Source organism: Duganella sp. AC237, from assembly GCF_979254035.1.
On the sequence record NZ_CEEDEW010000003.1, the window covers coordinates 6,575,457 to 6,597,139 of the forward strand.

Below are 21,683 nucleotides of genomic sequence, written 5' to 3' on the forward strand. Positions count from 1 at the left end.
GTTATTCCTAAATCTTTGAATGGACAAAACCGAGCACCATTTTTTGGATAAAAAATGAGCCCGGCCTCGAACAACAGATAACAGCCAGAAAAATCTGGCCGATTTTATTAGAAGCGGAAGTGCGAGAACGCCTTGTTCGCTTCAGCCATGCGGTGCACTTCATCGCGACGCTTCATCGCACCGCCACGGCCTTCGGCCGCTTCCATCAGCTCACCGCCGAGGCGTTGTGGCATGGATTTTTCGCTGCGCTTGTTCGCGGCTTCGCGCAACCAACGCATCGACAGGGCCATACGGCGCACTGGGCGTACTTCGACCGGCACCTGGTAGTTTGCACCACCGACGCGACGGGATTTGACTTCAACCAGTGGCTTGGCGTTGTTGATCGCGGTAGCGAACACTTCCAGCGGATCTTTGCCGGATTTCGAAGCGATGTGCTCGAAGGCACCGTAGATGATGTTTTCTGCGACCGATTTTTTACCGGACAGCATCAGAACGTTCACGAATTTGGCGACATCCGTGTTGCCGAATTTTGGATCCGGCAGAATTTCGCGCTTGGGTACTTCACGACGACGTGGCATATCAATTCCTTTCAATCTTCAGTTGAGGTGCGCAGATATGGGATTCGCACTCTCGCGGAGGGCCATCATAGCCATCCACTTACTCGACCAGTTGCGGTCGATTACATTCACTAAGCTAGCTGCCACCGAGCGAAAACTTTTGTATTTTTAATGCAGATTACTTCTTACCAGCCTTAGCGCGCTTGGTACCGTATTTCGAGCGGGCTTGCTTACGGTCTTTGACGCCCTGGGTATCCAGTGCACCGCGAACCATGTGGTAACGCACACCCGGCAAATCTTTTACGCGGCCGCCGCGCAGCAGGACAACGCTGTGCTCTTGCAAGTTGTGGCCTTCACCGCCGATATACGAAATGACTTCGAAACCGTTGGTCAGACGCACTTTGGCGACTTTACGCAAAGCCGAGTTAGGCTTCTTAGGAGTGGTGGTGTACACACGGGTGCAAACACCACGCTTTTGCGGGCTGTTTTCCAGCGCCGGCGATTTGCTTTTCACGGTCAGAGCGACACGTGGATTGCGAATCAGTTGATTGATGGTTGGCATCGTTCTAAACCCAACTAAATAACAACGTTGAACACCCGGACAACATGTCCGGGGACTAAAACCTAGTCCCGATCTAATGTGCAGCGGAGGCGCGAATAGCCACTCGCGGGGAGCGGCCTGAAACAGCGTATACGATGCGCAGACTAAATAGAGAACTCGCGAGTATAGACGTGATCGGATGACCAGTCAAACTTTTTCGCGGCAACATGCGACATGACAGGCCCCTAAAAACTGGCCTGGAAGCAAGAAAACGGCTGATAATGGCAAACATTAACACATCTTGCCCCTGGAATGCGCCGCCTCTTCTCCGTACCGTCCCCGACCCCGCTGCTTCGCCCCGCTCCGCTGTTCGTGCTCGCCAGCTACCTGTTGTTGTCGCTGGTGCCGTGCGTACCGTTGTTGCTGGGCCGACAAGTGCCGGACCTCGGCCGCATCCTTGCCGCCGAACTGCTGGCCTGGGTGGCGGTGTGGGCCGTGTTCCAGCGTCCCGCCTGGTTCCACTGGCTGCTGCTGCCGGCGCTGCTGGCGCTGCCGACGGAAATGTATCTGTTCATGTACTACGGCCAGGGCATCTCCACCCATCACCTGGGCATCATCGCCGAGAGCAGCCCCAAAGAAGCGATGGAATTCCTCGGCAACAAGATCTGGCTGATGGGGCTGGTCCTGCTCGGCGTGCTGGGCTGGTGGCTGGCGATCCAGCTGGCCGCCGGCCGCAGTCCGGCGCTGGCCTGGCGCGGCCGCAGCCGCTGGATCGCGCTCTTTATATTAGTGGTGCTGGGCGGGCTGGCGGCCAACGGACTCTCGCCGCTGAGCTTGAACGACTTCGCCTCGTCGTGGCCGCTGGGGCTGCCGGCGCGCGGGCTGGACTTTTATAAGGAGCGACTCTACCTGGCGCGCCTTGGCGAGCGCAGCAGCGCCTTCCGCTTCCAGGCGCACCAGCCGCAGGCCAACGAGCGGCCGGAAATCGTCATCATGGTGCTGGGCGAATCGTCGCGCTACGACCGCTGGGGCGTCAACGGCTACGCGCGCGACACCACGCCGCTGCTGCGCCAGGAACCGAATTTGGTGGCGCTGAGCGACGTCATCACGGCGGTGTCGGCGACGCGGCTATCGATCCCGGTCATTATCTCGCGCAAGCCGGCGATGCAAAGCCTCAAGGAAGGCTTCTCGGAGAAATCCTTCCTGACCGCCTACAAGGAAGCCGGCTTCAAAACCTGGTGGCTGTCGAACCAGATCTCGTTCGGCGAGTTCGACACGCCGGTATCGGTGTTCGCCAAGGAAGCGGACGTGATCCAGTTCATGAACCTGGGCGGCTACAAAAGCCGGTCCAACCTCGACCAGATCCTGCTCGAACCGCTGCGGCACGCGATCGCCGACCCGGCGCCGAAAAAGCTGATCGTGCTGCACACCCTGGGCAGCCACTGGAACTACAGCCAGCGCTACCCCAAGGATTTCGACAAATGGCAGCCGTCGCTGTTAGGCGTCGACAAGCCGGCGCACACCGACATCAAAATCAAGCCGGAGATGAACAACAGCTACGACAACTCGATCCTCTACACGGACTGGTTCCTGGCACAGGTGATCGGCCAGCTCAAGGACACGGCGCAGCTGACGTCGATGATGTACGTCGCCGACCACGGCCAGACTTTATATGACGGCAGCTGCAACCTCGCCTTCCACGGCCACAACACGCAGCACGAATTCCACGTCCCGGCGCTGGTGTGGTATTCGGACGAATACAGGGAACGCTATCCCGACAAGGTCAGGCAACTGCTGCGCCACCGCAAGGCCAGGCTGGCGACGGAAAACATCTTCCACACACTGCTCGACCTGGGCGACATCCAATATGAGGATGAGCGGTTGGAGTGGAGCTTCATCAACAAGCGCTTCAAGTCGCACAAACGCTACGTCGACAGCTATGGCTGGAGCGACTACGACCACGCCACCTTCAAAGGCGACTGCCGCGAAGTGATGGACAAGGGCAAGCCGCTCAAGCAGGAAAAATGAGAAAGTCGATCGGGGTCAAGTCTGACATTCGGACACGAGGTCAGCCTTTATCATCGATACGGTCAAGCCCGTGTCCGAATGACAGACTTGACCCCGACGTTATGACCCCGACGTTAGTTGAGGCTACGCAGCGCGCCGTCCAGGCTTGGGTGGCGGAACACGAAGCCCTCTTCCGTCAGCCGCTCGGGGAAGACGCGCTGGCCTTCGAGCAGCAGGTCGGCCTGCTCGCCCAGCGCCAGCCGCATCGGCCAGCCCGGCGTCGGCACTCCGTACGGACGCTTCAGCACGGACGCCGCCATGCGGCTGAATTGCGCCTGGCTCACCACTTCCGGCGCGGTGAAGTTGTAGGCGCCGCCTTCGCCGCGACGGCACAGGTGGGCGATGCCGCCGATCAGGTCGTCGACGTGGATCCAGGATAGCCACTGCGTGCCGCCGCCCAGCGGACCGCCCAGCCCCAGCTTGATCGGCAGCAGCATCATCGGCAGCGCGCCCTGCGTCCCCAGCACCAGCCCGAAACGCATGCGGGCCACGCGCACGCCGTGCGCCTCCGCTCCCTGCGCGGCCTGCTCCCACTCGCGGCACAGATCGGACATGAACATCGGCTGCGGCCCATCCTTCTCGGTCAGCACCGTGTCGTCGCCCCGCTTCTGGATGCCGTAGTAGCCGATCGCCGACGCCGACAACAACATGGCCGGCTTGTGCCCGGCGGTGGCGATCCAGTCGACCAGCTTGCGCGTGAGGCCGACGCGGCTGGCGCGCAAGGCCGCTTGCCGCGCCGCCGTCCAGCGCCAGCCGAGGATGCGCGCCCCGGCCAGGTTGATGACCACGTCAACCACGCGCGACGGCGGCAGCTCGTCCATGGCTGCGACGCTGTCCACGCGTCCGTCGAACAGCGCGGCGGCCCGCCGGGGGGCGCGGCTGAGGACGGTGACGCGGTGGCCGTCGGCCAGCAATGCCTTCACCAGCCGCTGCCCGATGAAGCCGGTCGCGCCGGTCACTAGGAAATTGCGCGGAACGTCGCCGAAGCGCGCGGCCCGGTCGATGCTGTCTTCTGTGGGGCGGGTGGTCATGGGATGGCCTTGTGGTTTTGGTGGTGGGAGTGTCAGCGCTCGTCGCCGCCCAACAGGCGCGCGACCTTGCCGCCCATTTTCAGGAAACGCTGCATGGTGGCCGGTGGCAGGTGTTTGTAGTCGCCGTAGGTGGCGGTGAGCATTTCGAGGAACTCCAGCACCTGATCCATCTTGACCTTGGTGGCCGGTTCCAGCGCCGGGTCGTGCTCGGCCTCGAGCGCGCATTCGCGCAGCACCGTCAGGGTCGGATCGATCTCGCGCTTTTTACGCTCCTCAACGATGACGCGGAAAATTTCCCACACGTCTTGCAGCGCGACGAAGTGGTCGCGCCGGTCACCGGCGATGTGGGTGATGCGCACCAGCCCCCAGCTTTGCAGCTCCTTGAGGCTGTTGCTGACGTTCGAGCGCGCCACGGTCAGCGTCTCGGCGATCTCCTCGGCCGGCAGCGGCTGGTTGGACAGGAACAGCAGCGCGTGGATTTGCGCCACCGTGCGGTTGACGCCCCAGCGCGTGCCCATCTCGCCCCAGTGCAGGACGTATTTCTGGATGGTCGGCGCGAGGATCATGGAATTCTTTCATTTCTGTCGTTACAGAAATAATAGAATTCCTCGCAGCCGATGTCAAGTTAACATCGTCAGGCGCCGCGACAAACCCGGGTCAGGCCAGCGCCAGCCGCCGCCCGGCCGCGCCCACGGCGCCATGCGATGCGCCACCGGCGTCGATCTTGAAGATGCTGACCGTCCGCGCCAGCTCGCCGGCCTGGTCCTGCAGCGACTGCGTGGCCGCCGCCGCCTCCTCCACCAGCGCGGCGTTTTGCTGCGTGACCTGGTCCATCTGCGCGATCGCCTGGTTGACCTGGTCGATGCCTTCGCTCTGCTCGCGGCTGGCGATGGCGATTTCGCCGACGATCTGCGTCACCTGGTGGACGTTGCCGACCAAGGTGTTCATCGTCGTGCCGGCGCGCTCGACCAGCTCGGTGCCCAGCTCGATGTTCGACACCGACTTGTCGATCAGCAGCTTGATTTCCTTGGCGGCGGCGGCCGAACGCTGCGCCAGGTTGCGCACCTCGCTGGCCACCACGGCGAAGCCGCGTCCCTGTTCGCCTGCGCGGGCCGCCTCGACGGCCGCGTTCAGCGCCAGGATGTTGGTCTGGAAGGCGATGCCGTCGATCACGCCGGTGATATCGACGATCTTGCGCGACGATTCGTTGATGTCGTTCATGGTCGTCACCACCTGGTGCATCACCTCGCCGCCCTGCGCGGCCGTGCTGGAGGCGTCCTCCACCAGGGCGCGCGCGTGCTGGGCGTTTTCCGAGTTCTGCTTGACGGTGCTGGTCAGTTCCTCGATCGACGCGGCGGTCTCCTCCAGCGAGCTGGCCTGGGTCTCGGTGCGCGACGACAATTCCATATTGCCGGCGGCCAGCTCCTGCGAGCCGGTGTCGATCAGCTCGGCGCCGCGCCGCACCCGCGACACGGTCGACAGCAGATCCTGCTGCATGCGGCGGATCGCCGCCAGCAGGCGCTGGATCTCGTTGTCGCCGGATTCGTTGATGTGGGCGGTCAGATCGCCGTGCGCGACCTGGTCGAGCAGCGCCACGGCGCGCTCGAGCGGCCGCAGCACGATGGACTTGAGCAACAGGTGCACGCCGACCACCAGCGCCAGCGCGGCAGCCAGGCCGAGCGCGACCAGCCACATGACCAGTTTATATTCGTGCGCGCCGGCGTCCATCAGCTCGTTGATTTGCTCGTCGCTGAGCTTCTGGTACTTTTCCAGCTGGGCCGAGAAGGCGGCGCCGGTCGGCGTCAATTCCTTGGTGTTGATGGTGGTGTAGGCGCCGGTGTCATCCTGCGCCAGCGCGGCGGCGGCGCGCTCGAGCACGCGCGACTGGGCGCGGCCGGCCTCGATCAGGCCGGCCTTCAATTGCCCGTCCTGGCCCGGATAGGCGGGCGCCTTTTCATACTTGTCGATGAAGTCCAGCGTGCGCTGGTAGGATTTCTTGGCGCTGGCCAGCGCCGAGTCGCGGTCTTCCTTGCTGCCGCCGTCCTTGACGGTGGTGTAGCCGCGCGTCAGCGCCGAGCGGGTGCGGGTAGTGTCCTTGTAGGCGTCGTTGATGACGATGACCTGCGCGGCGATCTCATGTACGGTCGCGATCGATTGATTCGACTGCCGCAACGCGTAAATCCCCAGTCCGGCTCCGACCACCAGCATGCCCGCAAACAGCAGCAGCACACCCATCAAACTCGCCCGCACAGTCACATTGTTCATCATTTCCCCGCATTCAACGAATTACCATTGCCTATTGGCAATAGTGTGAATCCCGAATATACCAAGAAATTGACATTCAAGCGATGAAAAAAGCGTTTTACCCGCCCAGCACCGCCTCGCAGTCGGCCGGATGCGACATGTAATCGCTGAGCCAATCGTGGACCCGGTTGGCCTTGGCCGAGATCGCCGCGTCAAAGCCGCGCGCGGCCAGCAGGGCAATACCGTTGGTTTCTTTCAACACTCCCGGCGTTAGCCGCAGTTGCCCGTCCAGGCGGCCGACACACCACGGCGCCAACGCCTCGCCCAGCAACGGCGCCAGCACCAGGTTGTGCGACGAGACGATCACCCGGCCCGACGCCGACAAGGTATGCAGCACGGCGGCGGCGGCCGATATCGATTCCAGATGGTTCGTGCCCCTGAAAATCTCGTCGATGATGAAGATCGCCGGCGCCCGATCGGCCAGCGCCAGCAGCTCTCGCGCGCGGCGCAACTCGGCGATGTACAGGCTCTCGCCGCCGTCGAGGGCGTCCTCGTTCTGCATGCTGGAGTAGACCGGCAGCGACGGTGTGACGGCGGCGTCGGCGTAGGCGAAGCCGAAGGCGCGGGCCACGATCAGATTCAAGCCGACGGTGCGCAGCAAGGTGCTCTTGCCGATGCCGTTTTGGCCGGAGATGAAGGCGCCCTGCCGTTCCAGCGCAAACGACAGCGGCGCCGGCTCGGGCAGCAGTGGATGCACGGCGTGCTCCAGCGCCACGCCGGCCCCGCGCTCGGCCCAGCAATAGCGTGGCGTCTGCGCCAAATGCCGCGCCAGCGCCAGGTCGGCCTCCAGCGCCGCGACCCGCTGGAAGCTCGCGCGCAGCAAATCGAGGTTGGCGCGCACCACGTCGCGGCTCTTGAAGTAGTGGCGGATGTTCATCAGCCAGAGCCAGTCGGCGTAATCGCTCACGCCGGGGATGTGGGCCATCGGCGAACGGCCGATACCGCGATTGACCTTGCCGGCGCGGGCGGCGTCGTCGCGCAGGTCCGCCGTCAACTCGCCATCGACTTTGGACAGCAGTGTGTGCGCGCGCAGCATCTGCTGCAGCGTCTTGAGGATGCGTCCCCATTCCGACGCCGCCTCGCTGAAACGTATCTGCACCAGCGACAGCGACAACCACAGTCCCAGGCTCACGCCCCACAACGGCAGAAAGCCGCTGGCCAGCGCCAACACCGCCGACAGCAGAAACGCCACCCGCAGCCATGGCAGATACGGCGCCCAGCGCGGCGTTGGCGCCGGCGCCGCGCCGAACAAGGTCTCGCTGACTTCACGGTCGGCGCGGCGCAGGCCCTCGCAAGCCGTCAGCAGGCACGCCCGCTGTGCGCCGTCCGCCGCCAGCGTCCGCACCCGGTCGGCGGACGCCGCGACCTGCGCGCCGCCATCGTCCGGCGCGTGCAGACGGCGGTGCAGCTCCTGCTGGCCGAGGATGCTGGTGCCGCGCGCCAGTTGCGCGCTGTATTGGGGCAGCAGCATATCGTCCCAGGTCTGCGCGTCGATCGCGCCGCCGTCTCCGTCCAGCGCGCGCTGGTAAAGCGCCACATCGCTGGCGACATAGGGAAAGTCGGCGATATCGTCCGCCGGCATGGCAGGAAGTAGAAACCGGGTAAGCCTGTCGATCAACGTCATGGGAAAAGAATTCAAGTGGTGACAGCGGCACATATCGTGCCAATTAGCAAGTTATCAAGTGACGCGGACGCGGCAATGGACAACCGCGCGGACAAAAACCGGACACCCGGACAGCGGACAGGCCAGCCATTCCCCAGCAAATTCAAGCACTTACGAAGTGGCACGAATCCTGCAAAGAGCTCCATATCTTTTTCTCGACGACCACCATGATCCGCGACACCTCCAGCCAAGACGCCGTCATCGCCGCCCCCAAGGGCCAAACGGCCAAGCGCCGCCTCGTCATCGCCGCCGCCTCGCTCGCCGTGCTGGCGGCGGGCTACTACCTGTTCCACACCTGGGGCGGCAGCGACCACTCGGTCAACATCTCTCGCCTGCGCATCGCCGAAGTCACGCGCGGCACCCTGATCCGCGACGCCGCCGTCAACGGCCGCATCGTCGCCGCCATCAGCCCCACCTTGTACTCGACGTCCGCCGCCACCGTCACCTTGAAAGCGGCCGCCGGCGACACCGTCAAAAAAGGCGACGTGCTGGCGGTGCTCGAATCGCCCGACCTGTCGGACGCGCTCAAACGCGAACAATCGGCCTACGCGCAGATCGAGGCCGACGTCGAGCGCCAGAAAATCCTGGCCCGCAAACAAAAGCTGCTGGCCCGGCGCGACGCCGACACCGCCGAAATCGACCGCTTGTCCGCCCAGCGCACGCTGGAGCGCTACGACGCGGTGGCCAACGACGGCATCGTCGCCAAGATCGACTACCAGAAGGCCAAGGACGCGTTGAACTCGGCCCAGATCCGCGCCCGCCACGCCGGCCAGGCGGCCGAACTGGAAAGCGACAACGTAGCGCTGGAATTGACGTCGAAAGTCAAACAGCTCGAGCAGCAGCGCATGGTGCTGTCGAACGCGCAGCGCCGCGTCGACGAATTGACGGTGCGCGCGCCGGTCGACGGTTTCATCGGCACGCTGTCGGTGGCCAACCGCAGCGTGGTGCCGCTCAACACCCCCCTCATGACCCTGGTCGATTTGTCCAAGCTGGAGGTCGAGCTGGAGGTGCCCGAGACCTACGTCGCCGACATCGGCCTGGGCATGAGCGCGGAGATCAACGTCGGCACCGGCACGGCCAGCGGCAAGCTGTCGGCGCTGTCGCCGGAGGTGGTCAAGAACCAGGTGCTGGCGCGGGTGCGCTTCAACGGCGCCCAGCCGGCCGGCCTGCGCCAGAACCAGCGCATCACCGCGCGCCTGCTGATCGACGAAAAACCCAACACGCTGATGGTGCAGCGCGGACCCTTCGTCGAATCCGAGGGCGGCCGCTTCGCCTATGTGGTCCGCGACGGCATCGCCATCCGCACCCCGATCAAGATGGGCGCCACCAGCGTCTCCGCAGTGGAGATCCTCGATGGCCTGAAACAAGGCGACAAGATAGTCATCGCCGGCAGCGAAACGTTCGAGAACGCCGCGCGCGTCTCGATCAACAACTAACCCCACTCGAAGGATCATCCCATGCTGCGCATGCAAAACCTGAGCAAAGTCTATCGCACCCACATGATCGAAACCCACGCGCTGCGCGGCTTCGAGATCAACGTCAAGCAGGGTGAATTCGTCACCGTCACCGGTCCGTCCGGTTCCGGCAAAACCAGCTTCCTCAACATCGCCGGCCTGCTGGAGGAATTCACCGACGGCGAGTACATCCTCGACGGCATCAACGTCAAGGGCATGGACGACAACGCCCGCTCGCGCCTGCGCAACGAGAAACTGGGCTTCATCTTCCAGGGCTTCAACCTGATACCGGACCTGTCGTTGTTCGACAACGTCGACGTGCCGCTGCGCTATCGGGGCTTCAACGCCGCCGAGCGCAAGGAACGCATCGAGGACGCGCTGGCCAAGGTCGGCCTGGCCTCGCGCATGAAGCACTATCCGGCCGAACTGTCCGGCGGCCAGCAACAGCGCGTGGCGATCGCGCGCGCGCTGGCCGGCTCGCCCAAGCTGCTGCTGGCCGATGAACCGACCGGCAACCTCGATACGCAGATGGCGCGCGGCGTGATGGAACTGCTCGAGGAGATCAACGCGCAAGGGACCACCATCCTGATGGTGACCCACGATCCGGAGCTGGCGGTGCGCTCGCAGCGCAATGTCCACATCATCGACGGCCAGGTGTCGGACCTGGTGCGCAAGGCGCCGTCTTTGTTTGATGCCAACTCCAATGCCAAGGCCAGCGCCGACGGCAAATCGCATGTCGCCTAAGGGGACCAGCATGTTCCAATACTACTTCATGCTCGGCCTGCGCAGCCTGCGCCGCAATCCGGCGCTGACCGCGCTGATGGTGCTGACGCTGGCCATCGGCGTGGCCGCCAGCATCGCCACCCTGACCATCCTGCACGTGATGTCGGGCGATCCTATCCCCAGCAAGAGCGACCGCCTGTTCGTGCCGCTGATCGACAACGGCCAGCTGGAAGGCTGGTCGCCCGCCGACGGCCCCAACGACAAGCAAATGAGCTACCGCGACGCGCTCAACCTGCTCAACAGCAAGGCCGGCGAGCGCCGCACGGCGATCTACGGCATCGCCGCCGCCATCGAGCCGGCGCGCAAGGACATCGGCGTGTTCAACGCCAGCGGCATCGCCCCCAGCGGCGATTTCTTCAACATGTTCGAGGCGCCATTCCTGCACGGCCAGGGTTGGAGCCCGGCCGACGACAAGGCCGGCGCCGATGTGGTGGTGTTGAGCCGCAAGCTGTCCGAAAAACTGTATGGCGACACCGACCCGGTCGGCCAGCGCATGACCCTGAACGGCTTCCAGTACCAGATCGTCGGCGTGCTCGATACCTGGAACGTGGTGCCGCGCTTCCACCGCGTGATCGGCAGCAGGGACGGCGCCTTCAGCGAGGAGGACGAGCTGTACATCCCCTTCAGCAGCGCGGTCCGCCACGAGATGCAGCGCAACGGCAGCACCAGTTGCAGCGGGGACTACGGCCCCGGCTTCCAAGCCTTCCTGGACTCCGAATGCACCTGGATCCAGTTCTGGTTCGAGACGCGCAGTGGCGCCGATCGCGCCGAGCTGCAAAGCTTCCTCGACAGCTACGCCATCGAGCAGCGTAAGCTGGGACGCCTGAAGCGCAACGCCCCCAACAAGCTCTATGACGTGCGCGAATGGCTCGACTACCTGAAAGTGGTGGCCAACGATAGCAAGCTGTCGGCGTGGCTGGCGTTCGGCTTCCTGGTCCTGTGCCTGGTCAATACCATCGGCCTGCTGCTGGCGAAGTTCTCGGTGCGCGCCGCCGAAGTGGGCATCCGCCGCGCGCTGGGCGCCTCGCGCCGCGAGATCTTTCACCAGTTCCTGATCGAGACCACGGTGGTCGGCCTGGCCGGCGGCGCCCTCGGACTGCTGCTGGCCTTCGGTGCGCTGGCGCTGATCGCCATGCAGTCGAAGGCGTTGACGGTGGTGGCGCACATGGACTGGGTCATGCTGCTGACCACCTTCGCGCTGGCCGTGCTGTCGGCGGTGCTGGCCGGGCTGCTGCCGACCTGGCGCGCCTGCCAGGTCACGCCGGCGCTGCAACTCAAATCCCAATAAGCGAACCAAGAAGAGACACGCCATGGAAATCCGCCCCATCCTCTCCGCGCTGTTGCGCAACAAGACCGGCCCGATACTGGTGGCCGTGCAGGTCGCCCTGAGCCTTGCGATCCTGGCCAACGCGCTGCACATCGTGCAGGTGCGCCAGGCCGTGTCCGCGCGCGCCAGCGGCATCGCCAACGAACAGGACGTCATCACCCTGCAGATCCGCCACCTCAAATACGGCGGCCACGAGGACCAGCTGGCGGTGCAACGCGCCGAAACGGCCACCATGCGCGCGGTGCCGGGCGTGATGTCGGTGGCCTCGACCAGCCAGATCCCACTGTCGCGCTCCGGCAACTATAGCGGCCTGGCGACCGACCGCAAGCAGCTCAAGAGCACCGCTACCACGACCACCTATTTCGGCGCCGATTCGCTGATCAAGACGTGGGGCCTGCAGTTGGTCGAAGGCCGCGATTTCGTCCCCAGCGAGGTGCCGGAAATCGACCAGAACACCAGCAGTGATTTCTCCAAGCTCGCCATCATCACGCGGGCGCTGGGCGAGAAGCTGTGGCCCGGCCAGAGCAGCTTCGTCGGCAAGCCCTTCTTCTTCGGCACAGGCAACGACGCCAAAGAAGTGCGCGTGATCGGCGTGGTCGAGAAACTGCAAACCCCGGGCGCGGAGCTCAAGGAGGAAGGCGAGTTCTCGACGCTGGTGCCGGTACGCCTGACCGGTGACGACGTCAACGGCTACACCGTGCGCGCCGAGCCGGGCCAACTGGATCGCGTCATCAAAGAGACCTCGGCGGCGCTGACGGCGGCCTCGCCGACGCCGGTAATCATCAAGACCCGCAGCATGAACGAAATCCGCACTGCGCGCTACCGCGCCGATCAGGCCATGGCGTGGATGCTCGTGACGGTCAGCGTGCTGCTGCTGTTGATCACCGCCAGCGGCATCGTCGGCATGGCCAGCCTGTGGGTGACGCAACGGCGCAAGCAGATCGGCGTGCGCCGCGCGCTCGGCGCCCGCCGGATCGACATCCTGCGCTACTTCGTCACGGAGAACGTCATGATCACCAGCGCCGGCGTGGCCGCCGGCGTGCTGCTGGCCCTGGGCCTGAACCAGCTATTGGTCAGCAAACTGGAAATGGCGCGCCTGCCGGCCGGCTACCTGCTGGCCGGCGCCGGCGTGTTCCTGGCGCTGGGGGTGGCGGCGGTGTACGGGCCGGCATGGCGCGCCGCCACCATCTCGCCGGCGACGGCGACCCGCAGCGCGTGACGGCGGCCGGAAGATGGAGATCGCGGCACCCGGCACGGCGCGACAATGTTATGCTAACGCCATGCCTACCGTACTAATCATTGACGACAACGCCGCCGTCGCCATCGCCCTCGAAGTGCTGTTCTCGCTGCACGACATCGACGCGGTGCGCGCCGCCTCGCCCGAAGCCGGCCTGGCGCTGCTGGCGCGCCAGCCGGTCGACCTGGTGATCCAGGACATGAACTTCAGCGCCGACACCACCTCCGGCGAGGAGGGCACGGCGCTGTTCCGCGCCATCCGCGAGCGCCACCCCGACCTGCCGGTGATCCTGCTGACCGCCTGGACCCACCTGGACGCGGCGGTCGACCTGGTCAAGGCCGGCGCCGCCGACTACCTGGCCAAGCCGTGGGACGACAACCGCCTGATCGCCACCGTCAACAACCTGATCGAACTCGGTGTGACCAAGCGCGCGCTGCACCAGCGGCTGCAAACGGAGCTGCGCCAGCGGCGCGAGCTCGAACGCGGCTACGACTTGTGCGGCATGGTGTGGCAGGACCCGGCCACCGAGCGCGTGGTGCACCTGGCCTGCCAGGTCGCGCGCGCCGACGTGCCGGTGCTGATCTCCGGCCCGAACGGCACCGGCAAGGAATGCATCGCCAACATCATCCAGGCCAATTCCTCGGTACGCGACGGCCCGTTCGTGGTGCTTAATTGCGGCGCGCTGCCGGCCGAATTGATCGAGGCCGAGTTGTTCGGCGCCGAGGCGGGCGCCTATACAGGCGCCTCCAAGGCGCGCGAGGGCAAGTTCGAGGCGGCCGACGGCGGCACCCTGTTCCTCGACGAAATCGGCAACCTGCCGCTGGCCGGCCAAATGAAGCTGCTGCGGGTGCTGGAGACGGGCCGCTTCGAGCGCCTCGGCTCCAACCGCGAACGACAGGTCAAGGTGCGCGTGGTCAGCGCCACCAACGCCGACCTGCAGGCGATGATCAAGGCCGGCAGCTTCCGCGAGGACCTGTTCTACCGCCTCAACGTGATCGAGCTACGCCTGCCGCCGCTGTCCGGACGTCCGGCCGACATCCTGCCGCTGGCGCGCCATTTCCTCGGCGCGCACCAGAACCTGCAATTGCATCCCTCCGCGCAGGCGGCGCTGCTGGCCCACCCATGGCCGGGCAATGTGCGCGAACTGAAAAACGTCATGGCGCGCGCCGGCCTGCTGGCCCAGGGCGAGACCATCAAGGTCGGCGACCTCGGTCTGCCGGCGGCCGCCGCGACGGCGATGGAGGAAGGCGTGCGCGAGCCGGACCGCGACGCCATCGGCCTGGCCCTGAGCCGCGCCGGCGGCGTGGTGGCGCAGGCCGCGGCGGAACTGGGCCTGTCGCGCCAGGCGCTGTACCGCCGCATGGAACGGCTGGGCATCGCCCGCTCCTGATGGCGCCCACGCCCCCTTCGAAGGACATGCCCCACAAAGGCCTGCGCCTTTCTTTGCTCACGCGCTGGACGGCGCTGATCGGCACCCTGCTCACCGTCGGCATCCTGATCGCGCTGGCCCTGACCCGCTTCTTCCCCGACAATCCAGGCGTGGTGCTGGCGGTGTGCCTGCTATGCGTGCTGCCGATCTCCATCATCACCATCCGCTCGCAGCTCGAATCCATGCTCTCGCTGTTCCGCGCGCTGACCGGCACCGTCGCAAGCTACCGCGACGGCGACTTTTCCTTCAGCCTGCACTGGCCACAGAACGATGAACTGAGCGACCTGGTGGCCGCCCACAACGCGCTTGGCGACGTGCTGCGCCAACAGCGGCTCGACCTGGTCCAGCGCGAACTGCTGCTCGACACCATGGTGCAGAACACGCCGGTGGCGATGCTGTTGGTGAGCGAATCCGGCCCGGTGGTGTATGCCAACATCGCCGCGCGCCAGCTGCTCAACGAAGGCCGCAAGCTCGAAGGCCACCGCCTCGGCGACGTGCTGGCGAAGGCCTCGCCGGCGCTGGTGGAGGCTATGGCGCGCGGCGGCGACGGCCTGTTCACCACCAAGGACGGCGGCAAGGTGGACGATATCGACGGCGAAGAGGTGTATCACCTGGCGCGCCGCAGCTTCAACCTGAATGGACGGCGCCACGAACTGCTGCTGCTGCGCCAACTGACGATGGAGCTGCGCCGGCAGGAAGTGCAGACATGGAAAAAGGTCATCCGCGTGATCAGCCACGAATTAAACAATTCGCTTGCGCCTTTGACCTCGCTGGCCCATTCGGGCGCGGAGCTGGTGCGGCGCGGCCAGACCGAGCGCCTGCCGCAAATCCTGGAAACCATCGAGGAGCGCACCCGCCACCTGGAGAGCTTCATCCTCGGCTACGCGCGCTTCGCCAAACTGCCGGCGCCCCGGCTCGAGCCGCAGCATTGGCCGGACTTCCTGGCGCGGCTGTCGCAGCAGATGGAGTTCACGCTGGCCGGCGAGCCGCTGGCCGAAGCCTGCGCCTTCGACGCGGCGCAACTGGAGCAGGCGCTGCTCAATCTTTTGAAGAACGCCCACGAATCGGGCTCGCCTTCCGGCCAGGTCAGCCTGGAGGTGCGGCGCCTGCACGAGGCGGTGCGCATCGATGTGCTAGACCGGGGGCCCGGCATGAGCGACACCGTGTTAACCAACGCGCTGGTGCCGTTCTACTCCACCAAGCGTAGCGGCACCGGCCTTGGCCTGGCGCTGGCGCGCGAGATCGCCGAAGCCCACGGCGGGCGCATCACGCTGGCCAACCGCGACGGCGGCGGGCTGGCGGTGACCATCATCCTGCCGCTGGCCTGTTAGCCTCTCGGCAGGTCGAGCTGTTAAACTGGCGGGATGTCTTCCAAGTCCGCCCCAAAATCCGCCCCCGGCGCGATCCGCTTCGACCAGCCCGGCCATCCGCCGGCCACCATCACCGAATTCGAAGGCGTGCGCAGCCTGCACCTGGGCACTTCGTGGGTGCAGGGCGCGATGCGCCTGTCCAAGCCGGACAACATCGAGCTCGAATACGTACAAATGATGATGATGTGGCTACTGTTCAACGACAACCCGCGCCACATCGTCCAACTGGGACTGGGCAGCGCGGCGCTGACGAAATTCTGCCACCGCCGCCTGCCGCAGGCGCGCGTGACGGCCGTCGAACTCAATCCCAACGTCATCGCCATCTGCAACGCGCAATTCGGCCTGCCGTCGAACGACGAGCGCCTGAACGTGATCGAAATGAACGCGATGGATTTCGTGCTCGACCCGGCCAACCATGGCACGGTCGACATGCTGCAGGTGGACCTGTACGACGAGGAGGCGCGCGGCCCGGTGCTCGACTCGCCCGAGTTCTACCAGGCCTGCCATGACTGCCTGCGCGACGGCGGCATCATGACCACCAACGTCTTCGGCGACTTTTCCAACTACGACAAGAATTTGCAGACGATGGAGCAGGTGTTCGACGCCGTGGTCTGGCTGCCAGAGGTCCATGACGCCAACATCGTGGTGATAGCGTTCAAGGAGTCGCCGGTGATCGATTTCGCGGTGCTGTACGAGCGCGCCGGCGCCATCAAAAAAACGCTGAACCTGCCGGCTAAATCGTGGGTCAACGGTCTCAAAGGATGGATGCTGGACCAGCAATAACGGGCCGATAAAAGCGGTGTTGAACGACGCACCGGCTTAGCGCATTTTTCGCCTATCGATATGCAAGCGCCTTATACCGATGCAGGCGCGCCACAGTTTCGCACCGTTTTGCGGCACGTAAGTTACGGGCCGTCGGCCAGATTACGCCACATCCCTTGACAACGCGAGCAATATTAGCAATCGTACACATTCTGCAACAAGTTGGTGCATGCCGCGTTGCGGCTCTGCGACAGCTCAAGATAGTATTTTCTCAACGACCGCTACCAGCGGCGTCCCCACAAAAAAAAGAGAGAAATACATGACAAGAGCACTGACAGTAGCACCCCGGTTCAAGCGCACGCTGCTCGCCAGCGCCATCCTGCTGCTGGTGGCCGGTCCGGGCCTGGCGCAAACCCAGGCCGCCGCCGACGAGCAGCTGGCCAAGGAGCAGCAAGTCGTCGTCCTCGGTTCGCGCACGGTCGCCAAGACGGCGCTCGACACCTCGTCGCCGGTCGGGCTGATCGGCCTGAAGGACATCCAGACGGCCGGTCCGCTGGAACTGGGCAAACTGCTGCAAACGCTGGACCCGTCGTTCAACTTCTCGAGCACTTTTGTGAGCGACGGCACCGACAGCATCCGTCCGGCCACCCTGCGCTCGCTCGGCCCCGACCAGGTGCTGGTGCTCATTAACGGCAAGCGGCGCCACCAGCAGGCGCTGGTCAACGTCCAGCAAACCGTCGGACGCGGCTCGGCCGGCACCGACATCAACGCCATTCCGCTGGCGGCGATCCAGCGCATCGAGGTGCTGCGCGACGGCGCCGCCGCCCAATACGGCTCGGACGCCATTGCCGGCGTGATCAACATCGTGCTCAAGACGCAGACCAACGAGACCTCGCTGAGCGGCACCGTCGGCACCACCTCCGAAGGCGACGGCGACCTGTACTCCGGCAGCGCAAACACCGGCTTCGCGCTGGGCCAGGACGGCGGCTTCCTGAACCTGACCGTCGAGGCGCGCAAGCGCGGCGAAACCAACCGCGCCGGCCCCGACTCGCTGCGCGCGAACCCGCCGCGCGTGACCCAGCACCTGGGCGACAGTAACACCCGCGACACCTACTTCTGGTGGAACGGCGCCATCCCGATCGACAAGGGCAGCGAGTTCTATGCCTTCGGCGGCCTGTCCAAGCGCAAGAGCGACTCGTTCGGCTTCTTCCGCTCGGCCGGCGACGACCGCACCGTGCAAGCTGTCTATCCGAACGGCTTCCTGCCGGCGATTCACACCGACATCAAGGACGCCTCGTTCGCCTTCGGTTATCGCCGCGACCTGCCCAACGACTGGAAGGCCGACATCAGCATCAACCACGGCGCCAGCGAACTGGCGTTCCACGAATCCGACAGCCTGAACACCAGCTACTGGTACGAGCCGAAACCGGGCGGCGGCATCTACGCCGAATCGCCGCGCGAGGCCGACACCGGCACCTTGAAATTCGACCAGACCACGATCAACGCCGACATCAAGGGCCCGGTCACAATCGGCGGCGCCAGCGTGTTCCTCGCCACCGGCTTCGAATACCGCCGCGACAACTACCAGATCGTCGCCGGCGATCCGGTCTCCTACCAGTACGGCCGCACCAACAATCCGGCCATCGGCATCACCACGCCGAGCGGCGCGACGGCGGCGGCGGGCATCCAGGGCTTCCCCGGCTACACGCCGGCCACCGCCGTCGATTCGGGCCGCCACAACATCGCGCTGTTCCTCGACGCCGAGCACAAGCCGCTGGAAAACCTGACCCTGGCCGGCGCCGTGCGCTTTGAAAAGTACTCGGACTTCGGCAACACCACCACCGGTAAGCTCAGCGCCCGCTACGACCCGTCCAAGACGGTCGGCTTCCGCGGCAGCGTTTCGAGCGGCTTCCGCGCGCCCAGCGTGCAGCAGCGCTTCTACAGCTCCGTGTCGACCAACCTGAATAACGGCGTGCTGACCGAAACGCTGACCGCGCGCGAAGGCAGCTCGGTCACGCAGGCCTTCGGCATCGCCCCGCTGAAAGAGGAAACCTCGACCAGCGGCAGCGTCGGCATGGTGCTGCGCCCGGCCAAGAACATGTCGCTGACGGTCGACGCGTACCAGATCAAGATCAAGGACCGCATCGTCTTCTCCAGCGAAATCGCGCCGGAGGCCGGCGGCGGCCCGATCACCAACATCCTGCGTCCGCTGGGCGTGGGCCAGGCGCAGTTCTTCACCAACGCGGTCGACACCCGCACCCGTGGCCTGGACATCGTCGCCGAGCACACCACCCGCTTCGCGGCGTCGTCGCTGGTGCTGTCGGGCCAACTGGGGTTCAACAAGACGGAGGTGAGCAAGCGCCATTCGACATCGACGGTGCTGACCGGCGAACAGCTGTTCGACCAGGCGCAGGTGACCCTGATCGAACGCGGCCAGCCGCGCAAGCACCACGTGGTGGCGGCCGACTACACGGCCGGCGCGTGGAACGTCAACACCCGCGCCAACTACTATGGCGAAGTGCAGGCGCAAAGCTTCAGCCCCCTGCACACGTGGGACGCGAAATGGCTGGTCGACGCATCGGTGCGCTATGGCTTCACCAAGCGCACCTTCCTCAGCGTCGGCGTGAACAACATGTTCAACGAACTGCCGTCGGAATGGACCAACGGCGGCGACTTCCCGAAACTGGGCTTCACCCGCTGCTGGGAAACCTGCCCGATCGGCGTGAACGGCCGCTCGATGTACATCCGCATGGATACCGCGTTTTAATCTGTTAGCGTGAACGGTTGGCGGCAAACGCCGCAAGGTGCACGATCGCCGCCAACCGCTTCACCAAATCATCCATCTGCTCGGCCGGCACCTGCGCGTAGCCGAGCATCAAACCCCGCCATCCCGAAGCCCCCGGCACATCGGACATATCGTGCCTGCCTAGCGCGTTGACCACGATCCCGTGCTCCAGCGCCTGCGCGACGACCGCCACATCGTCCATCGATTCGTCCCTGAAACGCAGCGCCAGATGCATGCCTGCCGATCCGCCGTGCACCGTCGCCACGGCCCCCATATGCCGCTCCAGCGACGCCACCAGCGCGTCGCGCCGCTGACGATACAGCCTGCGCATGCGCCGCACATGCAACGCGAACTGCCCGCTGCGTAGAAACTCCGCCAACGCCAACTGCTCCGCCACCCGTCCACTCGCATGCGACTGCGCCCGCATCAGCGCGAACGCCGCCTCCAGCGCCGGCGGCACCACCACAAAGGCGATCCTCAGCGACGGGAACATGGTCTTGCTGAACGTCCCCAGATACACCACCGGCGCATCCGGCGCCAGGCCCTGCATGGCCGACAGCGGCGCGCCGTCGTGCCGGAACTCGCTATCGTAGTCGTCCTCGATGATCAGCGCACCGGCGCCGCGCGCCGCCTCGATCAGCGCCAGACGGCGGCGCAAACTGAGAACGCTGCCCACCGGGTACTGGTGCGACGGCGTCGTATAGATCAGGCGCGGAGGCCGCAGCAACCAGTCCTCCGGCGTCGGCGCGATGCCGTCGTCGTCCACCTCGATCCCCGCCACATTCAAGCCGGCACCGCGCGACGCCGCCAGCGCGCCGCCATAGCCCGGGCTCTCGATCCAGATCGTGTCGCCCGCGTCGGCCAGCGCGCGCATGCACAGCTCCAGGCTACTCTGCGTGCCATCGGTAATGAACACCTGGCCGGCATCGCAGACCACCCCGCGCGACGCGCGCAGATGGTCGGCGATGGCCTCGCGCAGCAGCGGTTCGCCGGCCGGGTCGCCGTAGTTCAGCTGCGGCACCGTCAGCGAGCGCCATGCGCGTTCCAGCATGCGGCGCCACAAGGTCAACGGAAAATGGTCGAGCGCCGGCACGCCGGGAACGAAGGCGCCCATCCTCTCGGGCGGTCCAGGCAAATGCCGCAGTCCGCGCGCGCGTTGCGACAACCCCGCTTGCGCCAACGCTTGCGGCGACGGCGACGGCTTGCGGTCCGCCGCGATCGCCGCCACCACGGTGCCGCGCCGGTCGGTGGTGACGAAGCCTTCACTGGCCAATTGCTCGTACGCGTACAGCACCGTGTTGCGTGCCAGTCCGAGTTCCTCGGCCAGCGCGCGTGACGCGGCAAGGCGCGTGCCGGCGGCCAGTGTGCCGTTGCGGATCGCCGCGCGCAGGCACTCGTGCAGCATGCGCTGGCGCGGCCAGCCCCGGTGGCTGTGCTGCGCCGCGTAGCCGGTGATCAGCAGGGACATATCCATTTTTGATCCATTCGTGGCTCCATCAAATCTAATATTTCTGGACCTGTTTTCAGGGCCAGCAAACCATTATATTGATATTTCACTCATTTTGGATGGAGATCATGACCGCAGCAGCCAACCCCGCGCAGCAAGCCGCCGCCACCGCGCCGAGCGACCGCACCCGCGTGCGCCGTAGCGCCGAGAAGGCACAGTACGACGCAGCCACCCTGCACGCCATTGTCGACGACGCCTACCTGTGCCACATCGCCTTTAGCGACGCCAAAGGCTCGCACTGCATTCCCACCGCCTGCTGGCGCGAGGACGGGCATTTGTACATCCACGGCTCCAATGGCAGCCGCATGCTCAAGCGCCTGGTGGAAAGCGAGACCTGCGTGACGATCACGCATCTGGACGGCCTGGTGCTGGCGCGATCGGCCTTCAACCATTCGATGAACTACCGTTCGGCGATGATCTACGGCCGCTTCGAGGTGGTCACCGACGAAGCCGAGCGCCATCGCTCGCTGGAAGCCTTCATGGAAAAGCTGGCGCCGGGACGTCAGGCACAGGTCCGGCCGGGCAACGACAAGGAGTACGCCGCCACGACGATCATGCGCATATCGCTGGAGGAGGCGGCCTGTAAGGTGCGCAGCGGCGGGCCGAACGACGATGAGGAGGACATGCAATGGCCGGTTTGGGCGGGCGTGCTGCCGTGGGAACGGACGCCGATGGCGCCGCAGCGGGACACGGCTTGCACCATTGAGGCCCCAGGCTACGTCCGCGCATGGGAATGTAGTCCGACTACACTAAGCAATACCAATTTGTAGCAAATACGCAACTGAAAGCGTTTTCAAGGGCTGCGACTTGTCTTAGGTTCAGCTATTTGATGTCACAAGATCAAACTTAATTTGACTTGGTTTCTA

The 21,683-nt window shown here is 65.1% G+C and carries 17 protein-coding genes; 10 read left to right on the forward strand and 7 right to left on the reverse strand.

Going from position 1 to position 21,683, the window contains the following annotated elements:
* Positions 1–107: 107 nt before the first annotated feature.
* Both rpsG and rpsL read right to left on the reverse strand, forming a co-directional pair.
* On the reverse strand, positions 108–578 hold the full coding sequence (gene rpsG, locus AC0IYS_RS29060) for a 30S ribosomal protein S7 (RefSeq protein WP_090325819.1): 471 nt from the start codon (positions 576–578) through the stop codon (positions 108–110).
* 157 nt (positions 579–735) lie between these two features.
* A complete protein-coding gene (gene rpsL / locus AC0IYS_RS29065) occupies positions 736–1,119 on the reverse strand; it encodes a 30S ribosomal protein S12 (protein WP_025603541.1) in 384 nt (127 codons plus the stop codon).
* Between the two features lie 291 nt (positions 1,120–1,410).
* On the opposite strand from rpsL, the gene AC0IYS_RS29070 reads away from it, so the two are divergent.
* Entirely contained in the window at positions 1,411–3,126 is a 1,716-nt protein-coding gene (locus AC0IYS_RS29070) for a phosphoethanolamine transferase (RefSeq protein ID WP_471708427.1), read from the forward strand.
* A gap of 113 nt (positions 3,127–3,239) precedes the next feature.
* On the opposite strand, the gene AC0IYS_RS29075 is transcribed toward AC0IYS_RS29070, so the two are convergent.
* The 4 genes from AC0IYS_RS29075 to AC0IYS_RS29090 all read right to left on the reverse strand — a co-directional run bounded on the left by AC0IYS_RS29075 (position 3,240) and on the right by AC0IYS_RS29090 (position 8,124).
* On the reverse strand, positions 3,240–4,196 hold the full coding sequence (locus AC0IYS_RS29075) for a TIGR01777 family oxidoreductase (protein ID WP_471708428.1): 957 nt from the start codon (positions 4,194–4,196) through the stop codon (positions 3,240–3,242).
* A 32-nt stretch (positions 4,197–4,228) separates the two neighbouring features.
* On the reverse strand, positions 4,229–4,762 hold the full coding sequence (locus AC0IYS_RS29080; RefSeq protein WP_471708429.1) for a GbsR/MarR family transcriptional regulator: 534 nt from the start codon (positions 4,760–4,762) through the stop codon (positions 4,229–4,231).
* 91 nt (positions 4,763–4,853) lie between these two features.
* Positions 4,854–6,461, reverse strand: coding sequence for a methyl-accepting chemotaxis protein (locus tag AC0IYS_RS29085; RefSeq protein ID WP_471708430.1), 1,608 nt, complete (start codon positions 6,459–6,461; stop codon positions 4,854–4,856).
* A gap of 97 nt (positions 6,462–6,558) precedes the next feature.
* Positions 6,559–8,124, reverse strand: a complete 1,566-nt coding sequence (locus AC0IYS_RS29090) for a MutS-related protein (protein ID WP_471708431.1) — start codon at positions 8,122–8,124, stop codon at positions 6,559–6,561.
* Between the two features lie 206 nt (positions 8,125–8,330).
* On the opposite strand from AC0IYS_RS29090, the gene AC0IYS_RS29095 reads away from it, so the two are divergent.
* The 8 genes from AC0IYS_RS29095 to AC0IYS_RS29130 all read left to right on the forward strand — a co-directional run bounded on the left by AC0IYS_RS29095 (position 8,331) and on the right by AC0IYS_RS29130 (position 19,292).
* Entirely contained in the window at positions 8,331–9,599 is a 1,269-nt protein-coding gene (locus AC0IYS_RS29095; RefSeq protein ID WP_471708432.1) for an efflux RND transporter periplasmic adaptor subunit, read from the forward strand.
* A gap of 21 nt (positions 9,600–9,620) precedes the next feature.
* Positions 9,621–10,361, forward strand: a complete 741-nt coding sequence (locus AC0IYS_RS29100) for an ABC transporter ATP-binding protein (RefSeq protein ID WP_471708434.1) — start codon at positions 9,621–9,623, stop codon at positions 10,359–10,361.
* 10 nt (positions 10,362–10,371) lie between these two features.
* Complete coding sequence (locus tag AC0IYS_RS29105; RefSeq protein ID WP_471708435.1) at positions 10,372–11,688, forward strand: ABC transporter permease; 1,317 nt, start codon at positions 10,372–10,374, stop codon at positions 11,686–11,688.
* A 22-nt stretch (positions 11,689–11,710) separates the two neighbouring features.
* Positions 11,711–12,946 carry an ABC transporter permease gene (locus AC0IYS_RS29110; protein ID WP_471708436.1) on the forward strand — a complete coding sequence of 412 codons (1,236 nt, stop codon included), beginning with the start codon at positions 11,711–11,713 and terminating at the stop codon, positions 12,944–12,946.
* A 61-nt stretch (positions 12,947–13,007) separates the two neighbouring features.
* Entirely contained in the window at positions 13,008–14,354 is a 1,347-nt protein-coding gene (locus AC0IYS_RS29115) for a sigma-54-dependent transcriptional regulator (protein WP_471708437.1), read from the forward strand.
* A gap of 26 nt (positions 14,355–14,380) precedes the next feature.
* On the forward strand, positions 14,381–15,724 hold the full coding sequence (locus AC0IYS_RS29120) for a sensor histidine kinase (RefSeq protein ID WP_471708438.1): 1,344 nt from the start codon (positions 14,381–14,383) through the stop codon (positions 15,722–15,724).
* 33 nt (positions 15,725–15,757) lie between these two features.
* On the forward strand, positions 15,758–16,546 hold the full coding sequence (locus AC0IYS_RS29125; RefSeq protein WP_471708440.1) for a spermine/spermidine synthase domain-containing protein: 789 nt from the start codon (positions 15,758–15,760) through the stop codon (positions 16,544–16,546).
* A gap of 298 nt (positions 16,547–16,844) precedes the next feature.
* Entirely contained in the window at positions 16,845–19,292 is a 2,448-nt protein-coding gene (locus AC0IYS_RS29130) for a TonB-dependent receptor plug domain-containing protein (protein WP_471708441.1), read from the forward strand.
* Positions 19,293–19,296: 4 nt separating this feature from the next.
* Here the strand turns inward: AC0IYS_RS29130 and pdxR are convergent, their stop codons facing one another.
* Positions 19,297–20,784, reverse strand: coding sequence for a MocR-like pyridoxine biosynthesis transcription factor PdxR (gene pdxR / locus AC0IYS_RS29135; RefSeq protein ID WP_471708442.1), 1,488 nt, complete (start codon positions 20,782–20,784; stop codon positions 19,297–19,299).
* Positions 20,785–20,885: 101 nt separating this feature from the next.
* Between pdxR and AC0IYS_RS29140 the strand changes: the two genes are divergently transcribed.
* On the forward strand, positions 20,886–21,587 hold the full coding sequence (locus AC0IYS_RS29140; protein ID WP_471708443.1) for a pyridoxamine 5'-phosphate oxidase family protein: 702 nt from the start codon (positions 20,886–20,888) through the stop codon (positions 21,585–21,587).
* The last annotated feature ends 96 nt before the right edge of the window (positions 21,588–21,683 follow it).